Here is a 13,260-nt window from a genome sequence, read left to right on the forward strand (position 1 = left end):
GCGTGCCGACGCCGTGGGTGGGGCGGCAGCGCAGGGCCCCAGCCACCTGGGGTAGCGGTGGGCAGAGGCCATAAAAATGGGCGTGGCTGTGCCTGGCATGCGGCGCTCGCGCGGCAGTGCTGGTGATCGGGGCGGGGTGTCAGCGGTTCGGCGTCAGTGCACTGCGCCTTCACAGGCGCCGCGCATGCCTTGCGCAATAAAACGCACCAGCAGCGGCCCAGCCGTGGCCTCGTCGCCGGGCTGGTTCTGGCCGTACGAAAGGCGCTCGATGCGCTGGTCGTTCACGTGGTGCAGCAGCGCGCCCAGCGCAAACTGGTAGCACCACGCGGCCTGGCTGCGCGTGGCCTGGGGCAGGGCGGCTGCAATGGCGTCGATGAACGCATGGGCCAGCGGGTCGAACAGCTCGCGGATGATGGGCTCGTCTTCTTCCAGGTGGTCGTTCATGCCGCGTGACAAAAGGCGCAGAAAGTGGTGGCCTGCGGGCTGGCTGGCCACTTCCAGCACGGGCAGCACAAAGGCTTTCACGATCTCTTCCAGCAACTGGCCGGGCGGTGCCTTCTGCTGGGCATCGGCCAGCGACTTGAGCCGCACGTCGATGTAGCCCGCATGCGCGCGGAAGATGGCGTGGTACAGCGACAGTTTGGGGCCGTAGTAATAGCCCACCAGTGCCAGCGGCACGCCAGCCTCGTCGGCAATGTCGCGGATCGAGACGCCGTGAAAGCCGCGCGTGGCAAACAGCCGCTCGGCCGCCTGCAGGATGTTGGCCTGGCGGTTGGGGGCCAGCGCTTCTTCGCTAGTGGCGCTGAGGGCGGCAGCGCGCTTGCGCGCCGGTAGTGGTGCTTTGGCCGCCAAGGCTGTGTGCGCTGCAGCCGCTGCTTTTTTGGAGGGGGTGGATTTGGGCATAGGCTGGTTTATACGTTTGTATAAATTCATTGAACACTCGTACAAACCCTGGTGATTCTGCGTTTGTACGTTCGTATAATTTTTTCATGCCGCCCGCTGCAGGCCCTGTCGCACAGGGCTTGCGGGGCTTGTGCTGCATACCCACCCATACCTACCGGAGACAGACAACATGATCACCCGCCGCCGCTTCACCCAGCTCTCTGCCGCCCTGTTGCCCACCCTGGGCGTTGCTCCCGCTGCCTGGGCGCAGGCCGGCAAGGACGCCATGCCCGACATGGCGCGCATCATCTCGGGATTTCCCGCCGGGGGCACGGCCGACGCGCTGGCCCGCCGGGTGGGTGACCGCATGCGAGGACAGTACGCCGGTGCCGTGATGGTGGACAACAAGCCCGGCGCAGGCGGGCAGATCGGCATCCTCAACCTGCGCGACAGCCCGGCCGACGGCACCAGCCTGCTCATCACCCCGTCGTCCATGCTGTCCATCTACCCCTACACCTACCCCAAGCTGCGCTACACGCTCGATGACGTGGCGCCCGTGTCGTTGGGCGCCATGTTCGACCACGGCCTGGCGGTGGGCCCCGGCGTGCCTGACAGTGTGCGAACGCTGGCCGACTTTCTTGCGTGGCTGCAGGCCAACCCCAACAACGCCAACTACGGCAGCCCCGGCGCAGGCTCCATGCCGCACATGGTGGGCGTGCTGCTGGGCCAGTTCAGCAAGATCGACATGCGCCACATCGCCTACCGGGGCACGGTGCCCGGCATGCAAGACCTGCTGGGCGGGCAGATCCCCGCGTTCTGGGGGCCCATTGGCGACTACCTGCAGCACAGCAAGGGCGGCAAATTGCGCGTGCTGGCCATTGCAGGTGCCAAGCGCTCGCCGTTTCTGCCGCAGGTGCCTACGCTGACGGAGCTGGGTTACCCCCTCAAGGTCAGCGAGTGGTATGGCTTCTTCCTGCCCGGCAAGGCGTCTGCCGATACCGTCAAGCGCGCGTCGCAAGCGCTACAAAGCGCGCTGGTTCACCCAGAGGTCGTGGACTATGGCAAGCAGTACGGCCTGGAGGTCCGGTCTTCGACCGCAGCCCAACTGGCGCAGATGCTCAAGGCCGATGCCGACCAGTGGCGCGGCCTCATCAAGCAGACCGGCTTCACAGCCGAATCCTGATCGCCTTGTTTCGACCTTTCCACCCGACCCCGCCATGACCACCACGCTCGCCACACCTGCGCGCCGCATCGTCGATATCTCGATGCACCTTGAAAACGATGTTGTCTCCGACCCCCCAGGCCTGGGCCCGCGCATCAATTACATCGATCACCAGATGAGCTTTGCGGACCTGGCGCAGTTCTTCCCGGGTCTTCAGAAGGAAGACCTGCCTGACGGCGAGTCGTGGGCGGTGGAGGATGTGCAGCTCAACACCCACAACGGCACCCACCTGGACGCGCCGTACCACTTCGCGTCCACCATGGACGGCGGCCAGCGCGCGCTGTCCATCGACGAGGTGGATCTGAACTGGTGCTTTCAGCCCGGCGTGAAACTGGACTTTCGCCACCTGCCTGACGGCTACGTGGTGCAGGCCGCCGATGTAGAGGCCGAACTCGCCCGCATCGGCCACACGGTGCAGCCGTTGCAGATCGTGGTGGTCAACACCCGCGCGGGCAGCGCCTACGGCACGCCCGGCTACACGCGGGCGGGCTGCGGCATGGGCTACGAGGCCACCATGTACCTGCTGGAGCGCGGCGTGCGCCTGACTGGCACCGACGCCTGGAGCTGGGACGCCCCCTTTGCCTACACCGCGCAGCGCTATGCAGAAAGCGGCGACGCATCGCTGATCTGGGAGGGCCACAAGGCCGGGCGCGACATTGGCTACTGCCACCTCGAAAAACTGCACAACCTGGAGGCGCTGCCTGCTAGCGGCTTCTACATCTCGTGCTTTCCTGTCAAGGTGCGCGGCGCCTCGGCAGGATGGACGCGGGCTGTGGCCATCTTCGACCCGGTGCTGCCGCTGCAGCCTGCGGCCGGGGTGACGCCATGAAACTCGCCACCCTGCGAAACGGCCAGCGCGATGGTCGCCTGGTGGTCGTTTCGGACGACGCGCGCCGCTGCATCGGCGCCTGCCCCGTGGCCCCCACGCTGCTTGATGCGCTGGAACGCTGGAGTGGGGTGGAACCCGCGTTGCACGACCTGGCCCGCACCGTGAACGCGCCTGCCGCCCTGGGAACCATGCCTTTCGATGCACGCCAGTGTTTGGCGCCGCTGCCGCGCACCTGGCAGTGGCTCGATGGCTCAGCGTTCTTGAACCACGGCCATCTCATGGAGCGCGCCTTCAAGGTGCCGCCGGTGGCGGACTTCGAGACCATTCCGCTCATGTACCAGGGCGCAGCCGACGACTTTCTGGGCCCGCACGACGATGTGGCCCTGCCGTCCGAAGCCGACCAGATCGACTTCGAGGGCGAGTTTGGCGTGGTGCTCAGCGAAACCCCCATGGGCGTCACCGCTGAAGAGGCGCTGCAGCATGTGCGCCTCATCGTGCTCATCAACGACTGGAGCCTGCGTGCCTTCGGCCCGCGCGAGGCCAAAAGCGGCTTCGGCTTTCTGCAGGCCAAGCCCTCCACCGCGTTTGCCCCTATCGCCGTCACGCCCGATGCACTGGGCCCCGCGTGGCAGGGCGGCCGCGTGCACCTGCGGCTGCAGACGCAGCGCAACGGCGAATGGTTTGGTCACCCACATGGCGGTGAAATGCATTTTCACTTTGGCCAGTTGATTGCTCATGCGGCGCGCACGCGCAAGTTATCGGCCGGCACCATCATCGGCTCGGGCACTGTGTCCAACACAGATGTCAACGTTGGTTCGTCCTGCATTGCCGAACGCCGCATGGTTGAGGTCCTAGCTGAAGGGACGCCGCACACCTCTTTCCTCCGCTTTAGGGAGCGGGTACGCATCACAGCGCTTCACCCCGAGGGGGCGGAGGGGCCTTTTGGTGCGTTGGACCAAGTGGTTGTCATGGCCTTACACGAGAGTCCCCAAAAGAGCTCTGCTGTATTGGTTAGGTAGACCAGTGCGCCAATCGTTCTCGGCAAGAGCAATTGCCGACGGCATGAGGCTGTACCAAGTCATTCGCGTCGACAACCTGAGCGACGGCTTCGTATTGAGCGGTCAATCGACGGGCAGCCGCACCGACGGCCACTGCTCCGCCGAGACCGGGCGTTCGATCGTTGCCGACGGGGATACCGGTGCGAGTGACCGGTTTGGTGTGTGACCGGCGCGTGTCGACCCAGAGGAACCATGCGCCGTCGTGAACCGAAGGTTGTCCTCTGTCTTTTCCTTGGTTGCCTTCCCGTGGCTTCCACCTCGTTGACTGCCCCCCCGGGTTCGTGACGACTGCGATCGTGCACATGACGGGGCGCCGCGCCCATATTATGGTGAGCTGTGTGATGTCATCAGTTCTGAGGACAGACAACGGCCCGGCGCGATGGCAGCATCGCGCGCACCACTCGCCTGTGCGCAGGCGCATGGCTGAAGAACTATCAAAACAATAGCTGCTTGCGCTGAATGGATAAGCGCCGGAGGTCAAAACATGCCAAGAAACCTGCTGTCCGCGCGCCACCGTGCCGCCTTGTGTCTGGCCTGGCTGCTGGGGGGCTGGCTGCTGCTCCAGGCGGGCGCCGCGCAGGCGCAGGCTGTGGGCTGGGCCAGCGGTGCCAGCCTGGCTGCCGCGCGCAGCGACCACAGCACCACCGTGCTGCCCAATGGCAAGGTGCTGGTGGCCGGTGGGCAAGTGGCAGGCAACGCGCGCACCGCCAGCGCCGAACTGTACGACCCTGCCACCGGCGCCTGGGCGGCCACGGGCGCCATGGCTGCGGCGCGCCAAGGCCACACCGCCACGTTGCTGCCCAGCGGCAAGGTGCTGGTGGCGGGGGGCATGGATGGCGCTGTCCTGGCCAGTGCCGAGCTGTATGACCCCGCCACTGGCACCTGGGCCGCCGCTGGCGCCCTGGGCCATGCCCGCCGCGAAGCCACCGCCACGCTGTTGGCCAATGGCAAGGTACTCGTGGCGGGGGGATGGCCCCCCGGCCCAGCCACCAGCCCGGCGGAGCTCTTCGACCCCGCCGCGAACGGCGGCTTGGGCGCCTGGTCCGACACCGGCGCCCTGGCCCAGCCGCGTTTTGAACATACGGCCACCTTGCTGCCCGATGGCAAGGTGCTCGTCGCAGGGGGCACGGCCAATGGCAGCGCCGCTTTGAATAGCGCCGAACTCTACGACCCCGCCCTGGGCACCTGGACCACCGTCGGCAATACGCTGGCCACCGCGCGCTATGACCACACGGCCACCCTGCTGCCCAGCGGCCAGGTCCTTGTGGTGGGCGGAGCCGACAGCCTGGCCCTGGCCCTGGCCCAGGCCGAGCTGTACGACCCCGGTGCCGGCACCTGGACCGCCGTCAGCCCGCTGACCACGGGGCGCTTCAGCCACACGGCCAGCCTGCTGCCCGACGGCACGGTGCTGGTCGCGGCAGGCTCCAACTTGATCCATGGGCTGCTCGGCAGCGCCGAGTTGTTCAACCCCGGCACCAACAGCTGGACTGCGGCCCCCGCGCTGGCCAGCCCGCGCCTCTACCACACGGCCACGGTGCTGCCCGATGGCACGGTGCTCGCCGTGGCTGGCGCCGGCGCCGGCCCGCTTCTGGCCAGCACGGAGGTCTACACCCCCGCCAGCGGCGCGTGGAGCGCGGCGGGCAGCATGGGCATGGGGGGCAGCGTCACGCGGGCCTCGCTGCTGCCGTCAGGCAAGGTGTTGGCGATTACCAGTTTGTCGACCTCCGCACGGCTGTATGACCCCGTGGGCAACAGCTGGAGCCCTGCCGCCAACCACCTCACCAGCCGCGAAATGCCCACCCTGACCTTGCTGGCGTCCGGCCAGTTGCTGGTGGCCAGCGGCACAGGTGCCAGCGCCGAGCGCTACGACGAGAACACCAACACCTGGACGGCCACCGGCCCCATGAACGCCGCACACAGAGGCGGGGGCGCCGCGCTGCTGGCGTCGGGCAAGGTACTGGTGGTCGGCGGGGCCAACGGGACAGGCCCATCCAGCAACACCGTGGAGCTCTACGACCCCGCGACCGACACCTGGGCATTGCGCGCGCCGATGCTCTCGGTCCGGCACTACTTTGGCAGCAGCGTGATGCTGCCCGATGGGCGCGTGCTGGTGGCGGGCGGGTTCACCAACGGTGGCCGCACCGCCCTCGCGGAGATCTACGACCCCCAATCAGACACCTGGACCGCCACGGGCGCGCTGGCCATCCCGCGCAGCGACCACACCACGACCCTGCTGCCCTCGGGCAAGGTGCTGGTGGCGGGCGGCGCCACCGGCCCCTTCAACAGCCCCACCGCCGAGCTGACCGCCGAGCTGTACGACCCGGCGACCGGCACCTGGTCGCCCGCGGGTACGCTGGCCTCAGGTACCGGCGGCAGCGATCCAACGGCCATGCTCCTACCCGGCGGCCAGGTGCTGTTGGTTGGGGGCTACCTCAGCGGGGCACGGAGCGGCAGCCAGCTGTACGACCCCGCTGCCAACACCTGGGCCAGCACGCCACCGCTGATCACGGGCCGTGCGCAGCACGCCAGCGTGCTGTTGCCTTCGGGCCACGTGCTGGCCGCGGGCGGCATTGGTTCCGGTGGCAATTTGGCCAGTGCCGAACGCTATGACCCCGCTGGAGGCACCGTGCCAGCGGCCCGCGTGCCCCAGCTTGCCAGCGGCCCGGCCCGCCTCGTGGACGGTACCGCCTTCACCCTGGGCGGCTTGCGCCTGCACGGCGACAGCGAGGCCAGCGGCGGTGGCACGGGCGCATCGCCCACGCCGCTGCCGCTGGTGCAGCTGCGGCGGCTGGACAACGGCGCCACGCGCTGGCTCACGCCCACGGCATCGTCGGCCACCACGGTGGACGTGGCCGCGCCGGGCGTGTTGCCGCGTGGCCGCTACGCGCTGCGCGTGTTCGTCAACGGCATGGTGTCCGACGCGCTGCCGACAAGCACCCATGCCACGCCCGCGCTGGCCCTGGCCGCCAGCGCCAACCCCAGCCCCGGAGGTGCCAGTGTCACCTTCACCGCCACGCTGTCCGGGGCGGACAGCCCCACGGGCACGGTGGCGTTCAGCGCAGGCGGCGTGCCGCTGTGCGCGGCCGCGCCCCTCGTCGGCGGCGCGGCCGTCTGCGCCGTGAACACCCTGCCCATGGGCACGCAGGCCATCACCGCCAGCTACGGCGGCGACGCCAACAACACGGGCGCCCTGGCGGGCATCACGCACACCGTGAGCCCGGTCAGCCTGCCGCTGCCCGGCGGCGGCATGGGGCAGCAGGTGGTGGTGGGCATCAGCGGCGGCCCGGCGGGCTGCGTGGTGGGCAGCCTCACGTTGAGCGCCGCCACCGGAGGCGACAACCTGCCCGCCAACGCCACGGCCCCGCTGGGCGTGCTGCGCTTTGCCGCCACGGGCTGCGCGGGCGCCACGCTGGCGGTGCAGATGGACTACCCCGCAGGCAGCCTGGCGGGCCTGCAGCCCCACAAGTTCGGCCCCGCCAGCGTGGGCGCCCCGGCGTCCACGTGGTTCCCTCACGGTAGCGTGGCGGGTAACCGGCTGACCTTCACCGTGACGGACAACGGCGTGGGCGACGGCGACACCACCACGCCGGGCGCGATCACCGACCCGCACGCGATGCTGCTGTTTGCCGCGCCACCCGTAGTGGGTGCGCAGGCCATCCCCACGCTGTCGGAGTGGGGCGTGCTGCTGCTGTCGGCGCTGCTGGGCGCCCTGGGCTGGCGTGGGCGGCGGCGCCTGGGGGTTTGAATGAAACTGGCCTCCAGCGCTTTTCCAATAAGCGCAAACAGCTATTGATTCAATAGCATTCCGCTTTTTCCGGCCTCCAGCAGGCGCGTGAGCAGCGGGTGCATCACCTTGCGCGCGCCGTAGATCAGGTGGAACTGCTCCTGCGCGTCGGGGCTGGTGCCCACCTGCACCAGTCCATGGGTCTTTTGCAGGTGCGCGCCCACCGACACGGGGGCCGGCATCACGCCCATGCGCCGGTTCCTACGTTTGCTTCGCCCTGGCCATCGGAAGGCGCCACCAGATGGATTGGCGATGGCAGAAAACCCCCGTCACTACAGGGAGGTCCAACTGCGCAGCTTGCCGGGGTTGAGCAAGCCCTGCGGATCGAAGCGGCGCTTCGTGCCCACCACGGCAGGATCCAGGTTGTTCTGCTTGCCGTCCTCCACGATGTACACATGCGGGTTGTTGATCTGCACGCCGTGGTCGCGGTAGATCTGCATGATCTGGTTCAGGCGCTCTTCGGTGCTGTAGCGGATGAGCTGCAGCCCGCTGCAGTTGAACGCGCCTTCCTTGGTGCGCAGGAACTCCAGGTGCATCATCACCTCGCCGCCGAGGGCCTTTTCCAGCGCCTTCACCTGCTCCAGCCGGGTGGCGGGGTTGAAGCCGCTCTGGATGTAGGTGAGCGTCTTGTCCACCTTCAGCGCGTGCAGCGTGGTGTGGTTCCAGGTGTATTCGAGCAGGGTCTTGTGGCTCTTTTCCACTTCGTCGGCGGTCTTGCGGTAGCTGACGGTGCCGCCATGTTTGGCGGCCATGTCGCGCATGCCGTCTTCGGAGTGCGGGGCCACCAGCAGCATCACGGCATGGCAGCCCGCGGGCAGGTGCTCGGCCAGGCTGGTGAAGTAGGCCGGGATGGGGGCGGCCAGAAAGCACACCTCCTTCTTCTCCAGCCCCGGGGCGGCGCCAAAGCGGTCGGCAAACTCCAGCGCGGCGTCGAATGCGGTGAAGGTGACGATGCACTCCGTCCAGGCCACGGCAGGGGTCAGCGCCACCTCCAGCTCCAGCACGATGCCGTTGGTGCCATAGGTGTGGTGCAGCAGCATGGCCTCGGGGCCGCGCAGCTCGATCACCTGGGGCTCGGGCTCCACCGTCATGGCGCGCACGGCCAGCACGTTGCCGGGTGCGGCCAGCGGGCCGTGGTTGATGGAGCCGGCCCCGCCGAAGCCGCCGCCGAACAGCCCGCCCAGCGTGGCGCTGCGGTAGGTGGAGGGTAGCCAGCGCAGCTCCTGCCCCTGGGGCTTGGCCTGCGCGTCGAAGTCCGACAGGCGGATGCCCGCCTGCGCCCGGCCCACGCCGCCGCGCACCCAGCCAAAGCCGTTGTAGCCCGACAGGTCCAGGATCACCCCGCCGTGCAGCGGCGTGCTCTGCCCGTAGTTGCCGGTGCCGCTGCCGCGCACGGTGAGGGGGATCTGCGCGCGGGCGCAGGCCGCCACCACTTGGCGCACCTCGTCCTCGGTACGGGGGCGCACGGCCACGTCGCCGCGCTTGCCGGCCAGGTCGCGCTTGAGCACGGGGCTGAACCAGGCAAAGTCCTGCGACAGGCGGCCCACGCGCAGCGGGTCGGCAATCCAGTCCAGGCCGGGCAGCAGATCGGGCAGTTGCTGGGCGGCGGTCGTTGCGGTGGCAGAGGTCGTCATATCGGTATCTCCTGCGGCCAAGAGGGGCCGCGTTGGGCAAAAGAGGGCCTGCACCGCGCACCAATGCGCGGTGTGGCGGCTATGAAGTGGGTGGCTCAGTCCTGGGAGTTTTCGCTGGCGTGCCAACTGCCCAGGGCGGCGCGGGTCAGCCATGCCATCAGCACGAACAGCGCAACCCCGGTCAGCGAGATCAGCAGCAGCGCGGCGAACATGCGTGGAATGTTGAGCTGAAAGCCCGCCTGCAGGATCTGGTAGGCCAGGCCCGCGCCCTGGCCGCCCGTGCCGGCCACGAACTCAGCCACCACGGCGCCGATCAGCGCCAGACCGCTCGATATGCGCAGCCCGCCGAAGAAATAGGGCAGCGCGCTCGGTATGCGCAGGCGCACCAGCGTCTGCATGCGCGTGGCGCGGTTGAGCTTGAAGTAGCTCTGCAGGTCCGGCTCCACGCTGCGCAGGCCCAGCGTGGTGTTGCTGATGATGGGGAACAGCGCCACCAGCGCGGCGCAGATCACCATGGACGCCGTCGGGTCCTTCACCCAGATGATGATGAGCGGCGCCACCGCCACGATGGGCGTGACCTGCAGCAGCACGGCATAGGGGAACAACGCCGTCTCGATGCGCTTGCTCTGCACGAAGACGAAGGAGATCAGTACCCCCGCCACCGTGGCCACGGCAAAGGCCAGCACGGTGATCTTGACGGTGACCCACAGCGATGCGCCCAGGGCTGCCCAGTCGGTGAACAGCGTCTTGAGCATGAGCAGGGGCGAGGGCACGAGGTAGGCCGGCAGCTCCATGGCGGTGACCAGGCCCTGCCACAGCGCGATGAGCACCAGGCCCACGAGCACGGGGTAGACCACGCGCTGCACGCGGGGCTGGGCCATCAGCGGCACGCGGGGCGCTGCGGGCTTGGGGGCGCGCGCAGGTGCACTGCGTTCGGCCGAGGTGGGCGCTGCCGTAGCAGTCGGGTAAGGGGTGCTCATGCGGCATGCTCCTCGGTGTCGGCACTGGCGCGCAGCAGGCTGTCCTGCAGCTGCTTGGCGTAGCGGCTGAATTCGGGCGAGACCATGAAGTCCGCCGTGCGCGGGTAGGGCGCGTCGATGCGGAACTCCTCCACCACGCGGCCGGGGCGCGCGGCCATCATCACCACGCGGCTGGAGAGGAACACCGCCTCGTGGATCGAGTGCGTCACGAAGATCACCGTGAGCTTCTTCTTGCGCCACAGGTCCAGCAGGTCCGCATCGAGCTTGTGGCGCGTGATTTCGTCGAGCGCGCCGAAGGGCTCGTCCATCAGCAGCAAATCAGGCTGGGTCACCAGGCCGCGCGCTATGGACACGCGCATCTGCATGCCGCCCGACAGGGCGCGCGGCAGCGCGTTGGCAAACTTCGACAGGCCCACCAGGGCCAGGGCCTCGGCCACCCGGCCATCGGCCTCCTGGCGCGGCACGCCGGCCAGGTCCAGTGGCAGGCGCACATTGGTCTGCACGCTGGCCCAGGGCATGAGCGTGGGCGACTGGAAGACGAAGGCCATCTTCTTGCCGCTTTCCTCCAGCTGGGCCACCGGCTTGTGCCACAGCTGCAGCCGGCCATCGGTGGGCTCCAGCAGGCCGGCCACCATCTTCAGCAGCGTACTCTTGCCGCAGCCCGAGGGGCCGAGCAGGGTGACGAACTCGCCTTCCTCGATGGTCAGGTCCACCGGCAGCAGGGCCTGCGTGCCGTTGGGGTAGGTCTTCTCGGCCGACAGCACCTGCACGGCGGGGATGCTGCGCGGTGCAGGTGCCAGGGTGGGGGATTCAGCGGGAGCGTTGGTTGTCATCGTGCGCGCCTTTCGATGGATGCGCCCCGCCGCAGGCGGCGGGGGCTGTTTCAGGGCAGGGGAGGTTGTCCGAAGCTCAGGGCATGACCTTGAGGTCTTTGACAAAGGCCGTGCTGTAGGTGTCGGCCAGCTTCACCTTGGCCGGGTCGATCAGCTTGGCCTCCACCAGGAAGTCGTAGCTCGCCTTGGCGCGCGCATCGGTCATCACGCCGATGCCCATGCTGGCCGCGTCGCCGCCCGTCACCATGCCCATCTCCTTGAGCTTGGCCACGCTGTAGGCCAGCTGTTCGTCGGTCATGTTCGGGTTGTCCTTCTTGATGAGGGCATTGGCCGGTGCCGGGTCGGTCAGGTAGCTCTTCCAGCCTTCCATGGTGGCCTTCACGAACGAGGCGACGGCGGTGCCGCGCTCCTTGACGGTCTTGTCCATGCAGCTCACCGTGGTGGCATAGGCGGGGTAGCCCTGGTCGCTGAACATCAAGGTGTTGGCCTTCACACCGGCCTTGGCGATGGCGAAGGGCTCGGACGTCAGGTAGCCCTGCTGGGCGGTGTTCTTGTCGGCCACGAAGGGCTGGATGTTGAAGGTATAGGGCCGCGTCTGCGCATCGTTGAAGCCGTACTTGGCCTTCAGCCAGGGCCAGTAGCCGCGCTGGGCCGACGATGCGATGAGGATGGTCTTGCCCTTCAGGTCCTCGAACTTCTTCACGTCGTCGTGCGCGATGAGCACCTGCGGGTCCTTCTGGAAGACGGCCGCCACCGTGGTCACCGGCACGCCGCCCTCGCGCATCTGGATCATCTGCAGGTCGCTCGATCCCATCACGCACTCGGCCTGGCCGGCGGCCATCATCTGCACGATGTTGACCTGCGGGCCGCCCATCTTGATGGTCACGTCCAGGCCGTGCTTCTTGTACAGGCCCGTGGCCACGGCCTGGTAGAAGCCGCCGTGCTCGGCCTGCGCGTACCAGTTGGTCATGTAGGTGAACTTTTCCTGGGCGTGGGCCTGCATGGTGCCGGCGGCACCTGCAGCGAGCAGGGCGGCTGCACCCAATTGGGACAGGCGGGAGGCGGTCTTCTTCATCATGGCAGGGCTCCGGTAGGGTGGTGGAGAGAGGACAAGGGGCAACAAAAAGGGGGAAGCTGCTGCGTGTTCGCAGGTTTCAGGCCAGGGCGGAGGAGTGCTCCACATGCCCCGTGTGGTGGGCGCGGCCCCAGGTGGCTTCGGCGCGCGGGGCCCAGCGCAGCTGGTGCAGTTCGGTGATGGCGGCGGCCCAGCTCACGGCCAGCGAATCGAGGATGGCGTGGCCCTGCTCGGCCGTGGCGGGCAGCGGGTCGCCGATGATGCCGCTGGGCCCGAAGTCGCGCGCCGTCCAGGCGCAGGCGGGGCGGCCGTCGGGCGAGAGCAGGGGCGATGGGAAGGCGGGTGGGTAGTTCACCACCGCGCGCTCCATGTGCACCGTGTCCGGGGCCAGGGCCAGCATCAGCGCCGTCTCGGCATGGCCGGCGTGCATGGCCAGCTTCTTTTCCTGGTCGGACAGGAACTTGCCCGCCACGTGCGGCACGCGCCAGGTGAAGCTCGGGACCACGATGAAGTCGCCATGGCGCAGGCGCAGCTCGCGCGCGCACATCTCCATCACCTGCGGCTGGCCGCCGTGGCCGTTGACGAACAGCAGCTTGCGAAAGCCCGCACGGTAGACCGACTCGCCCACCTCGTTCATCGTGGCCAGCAGCGTTTCGCCGCTGAGCGTGACGGTGCCCGGAAAGTGCAGGTGCTCCTCCGACTTGCCATAGGTGATTGGCGCCATGGCAAAGGCCGGCACCTCGGCCGGCAGGCGAGCCATGGCATGGCCGACCACGCCCGCGCTGATCACCGTGTCCACCGCGCAGGGCAGGTGCGGGCCGTGCTGTTCGGTGGCGCCCGTGGGCAGCACGATGACGGTGTTCTCCTTGTCCGGCAGGTTGACGATCTCGGTCCAGCTCAGGTAGGGCAGGTAGCGGTGGGGCGGGGTGTAGCCGTGCAGCATGGGGCGGGTCTTTCGTGGAT

Annotated in this window: 11 protein-coding genes and 1 pseudogene; 5 read left to right on the top strand and 7 right to left on the bottom strand. The window is 68.3% G+C overall.

Going from position 1 to position 13,260, the window contains the following annotated elements; all coding sequences use genetic code 11:
* Positions 1-153: 153 nt before the first annotated feature.
* Positions 154-903, bottom strand: a complete 750-nt coding sequence (locus tag AC07OD_RS20455; protein WP_494597908.1) for a TetR/AcrR family transcriptional regulator — start codon at positions 901-903, stop codon at positions 154-156.
* Between the two features lie 169 nt (positions 904-1,072).
* Between AC07OD_RS20455 and AC07OD_RS20460 the strand changes: the two genes are divergently transcribed.
* The 5 genes from AC07OD_RS20460 to AC07OD_RS20480 all read left to right on the top strand — a co-directional run bounded on the left by AC07OD_RS20460 (position 1,073) and on the right by AC07OD_RS20480 (position 7,736).
* Entirely contained in the window at positions 1,073-2,065 is a 993-nt protein-coding gene (locus tag AC07OD_RS20460; RefSeq protein WP_218340406.1) for a tripartite tricarboxylate transporter substrate-binding protein, read from the top strand.
* A 34-nt stretch (positions 2,066-2,099) separates the two neighbouring features.
* Positions 2,100-2,933 (top strand): cyclase family protein, encoded by an 834-nt coding sequence (locus tag AC07OD_RS20465; protein ID WP_255591224.1) that lies wholly within the window; start codon positions 2,100-2,102, stop codon positions 2,931-2,933.
* Complete coding sequence (locus tag AC07OD_RS20470) at positions 2,930-3,952, top strand: fumarylacetoacetate hydrolase family protein (protein ID WP_369641577.1); 1,023 nt, start codon at positions 2,930-2,932, stop codon at positions 3,950-3,952. Before AC07OD_RS20465 ends, AC07OD_RS20470 begins: the two co-directional genes overlap by 4 nt.
* A gap of 4 nt (positions 3,953-3,956) precedes the next feature.
* Positions 3,957-4,157, top strand: coding sequence for a hypothetical protein (locus AC07OD_RS20475; protein ID WP_218366904.1), 201 nt, complete (start codon positions 3,957-3,959; stop codon positions 4,155-4,157).
* 318 nt (positions 4,158-4,475) lie between these two features.
* Positions 4,476-7,736: an IPTL-CTERM sorting domain-containing protein gene (locus tag AC07OD_RS20480; RefSeq protein WP_494597909.1), complete on the top strand. Its 3,261-nt coding sequence runs from the start codon at positions 4,476-4,478 to the stop codon at positions 7,734-7,736.
* 41 nt (positions 7,737-7,777) lie between these two features.
* Here the strand turns inward: AC07OD_RS20480 and AC07OD_RS20485 are convergent.
* The 6 genes and pseudogenes from AC07OD_RS20485 to AC07OD_RS20510 form a co-directional block, all read right to left on the bottom strand.
* Positions 7,778-7,966: pseudogene (locus tag AC07OD_RS20485) on the bottom strand (LysR family transcriptional regulator); the annotation flags it as partial.
* Positions 7,967-8,047: 81 nt separating this feature from the next.
* Positions 8,048-9,409, bottom strand: a complete 1,362-nt coding sequence (locus AC07OD_RS20490) for an FAD-binding oxidoreductase (RefSeq protein WP_494597910.1) — start codon at positions 9,407-9,409, stop codon at positions 8,048-8,050.
* 95 nt (positions 9,410-9,504) lie between these two features.
* A complete protein-coding gene (locus AC07OD_RS20495; RefSeq protein WP_494597911.1) occupies positions 9,505-10,389 on the bottom strand; it encodes an ABC transporter permease in 885 nt (294 codons plus the stop codon).
* Positions 10,386-11,222 carry an ABC transporter ATP-binding protein gene (locus tag AC07OD_RS20500; protein ID WP_494597912.1) on the bottom strand — a complete coding sequence of 279 codons (837 nt, stop codon included), beginning with the start codon at positions 11,220-11,222 and terminating at the stop codon, positions 10,386-10,388. The genes AC07OD_RS20495 and AC07OD_RS20500 overlap by 4 nt, the downstream gene beginning before the upstream one ends.
* A gap of 76 nt (positions 11,223-11,298) precedes the next feature.
* A complete protein-coding gene (locus tag AC07OD_RS20505; RefSeq protein ID WP_494597978.1) occupies positions 11,299-12,297 on the bottom strand; it encodes an ABC transporter substrate-binding protein in 999 nt (332 codons plus the stop codon).
* Between the two features lie 79 nt (positions 12,298-12,376).
* Positions 12,377-13,240, bottom strand: a complete 864-nt coding sequence (locus AC07OD_RS20510; protein WP_494597913.1) for a creatininase family protein — start codon at positions 13,238-13,240, stop codon at positions 12,377-12,379.
* Positions 13,241-13,260: the final 20 nt, after the last annotated feature.

The organism is Acidovorax sp. GW821-FHT10E03 (assembly GCF_059415205.1).

Excerpts from the sequence above, each read along its gene's own strand:
- AC07OD_RS20470 (WP_369641577.1), top strand. The coding sequence starts at position 2,930 with ATGAAACTCGCCACCCTGCGAAACGGCCAGCGCGATGGTCGCCTGGTG.
- AC07OD_RS20505 (WP_494597978.1), bottom strand. The coding sequence starts at position 12,297 with ATGAAGAAGACCGCCTCCCGCCTGTCCCAATTGGGTGCAGCCGCCCTG.
- AC07OD_RS20510 (WP_494597913.1), bottom strand. The coding sequence starts at position 13,240 with ATGCTGCACGGCTACACCCCGCCCCACCGCTACCTGCCCTACCTGAGC.
- AC07OD_RS20495 (WP_494597911.1), bottom strand. The coding sequence starts at position 10,389 with ATGAGCACCCCTTACCCGACTGCTACGGCAGCGCCCACCTCGGCCGAA.
- AC07OD_RS20460 (WP_218340406.1), top strand. The coding sequence starts at position 1,073 with ATGATCACCCGCCGCCGCTTCACCCAGCTCTCTGCCGCCCTGTTGCCC.
- AC07OD_RS20490 (WP_494597910.1), bottom strand. The coding sequence starts at position 9,409 with ATGACGACCTCTGCCACCGCAACGACCGCCGCCCAGCAACTGCCCGAT.
- AC07OD_RS20465 (WP_255591224.1), top strand. The coding sequence starts at position 2,100 with ATGACCACCACGCTCGCCACACCTGCGCGCCGCATCGTCGATATCTCG.
- AC07OD_RS20500 (WP_494597912.1), bottom strand. The coding sequence starts at position 11,222 with ATGACAACCAACGCTCCCGCTGAATCCCCCACCCTGGCACCTGCACCG.
- AC07OD_RS20455 (WP_494597908.1), bottom strand. The coding sequence starts at position 903 with ATGCCCAAATCCACCCCCTCCAAAAAAGCAGCGGCTGCAGCGCACACA.
- AC07OD_RS20480 (WP_494597909.1), top strand. The coding sequence starts at position 4,476 with ATGCCAAGAAACCTGCTGTCCGCGCGCCACCGTGCCGCCTTGTGTCTG.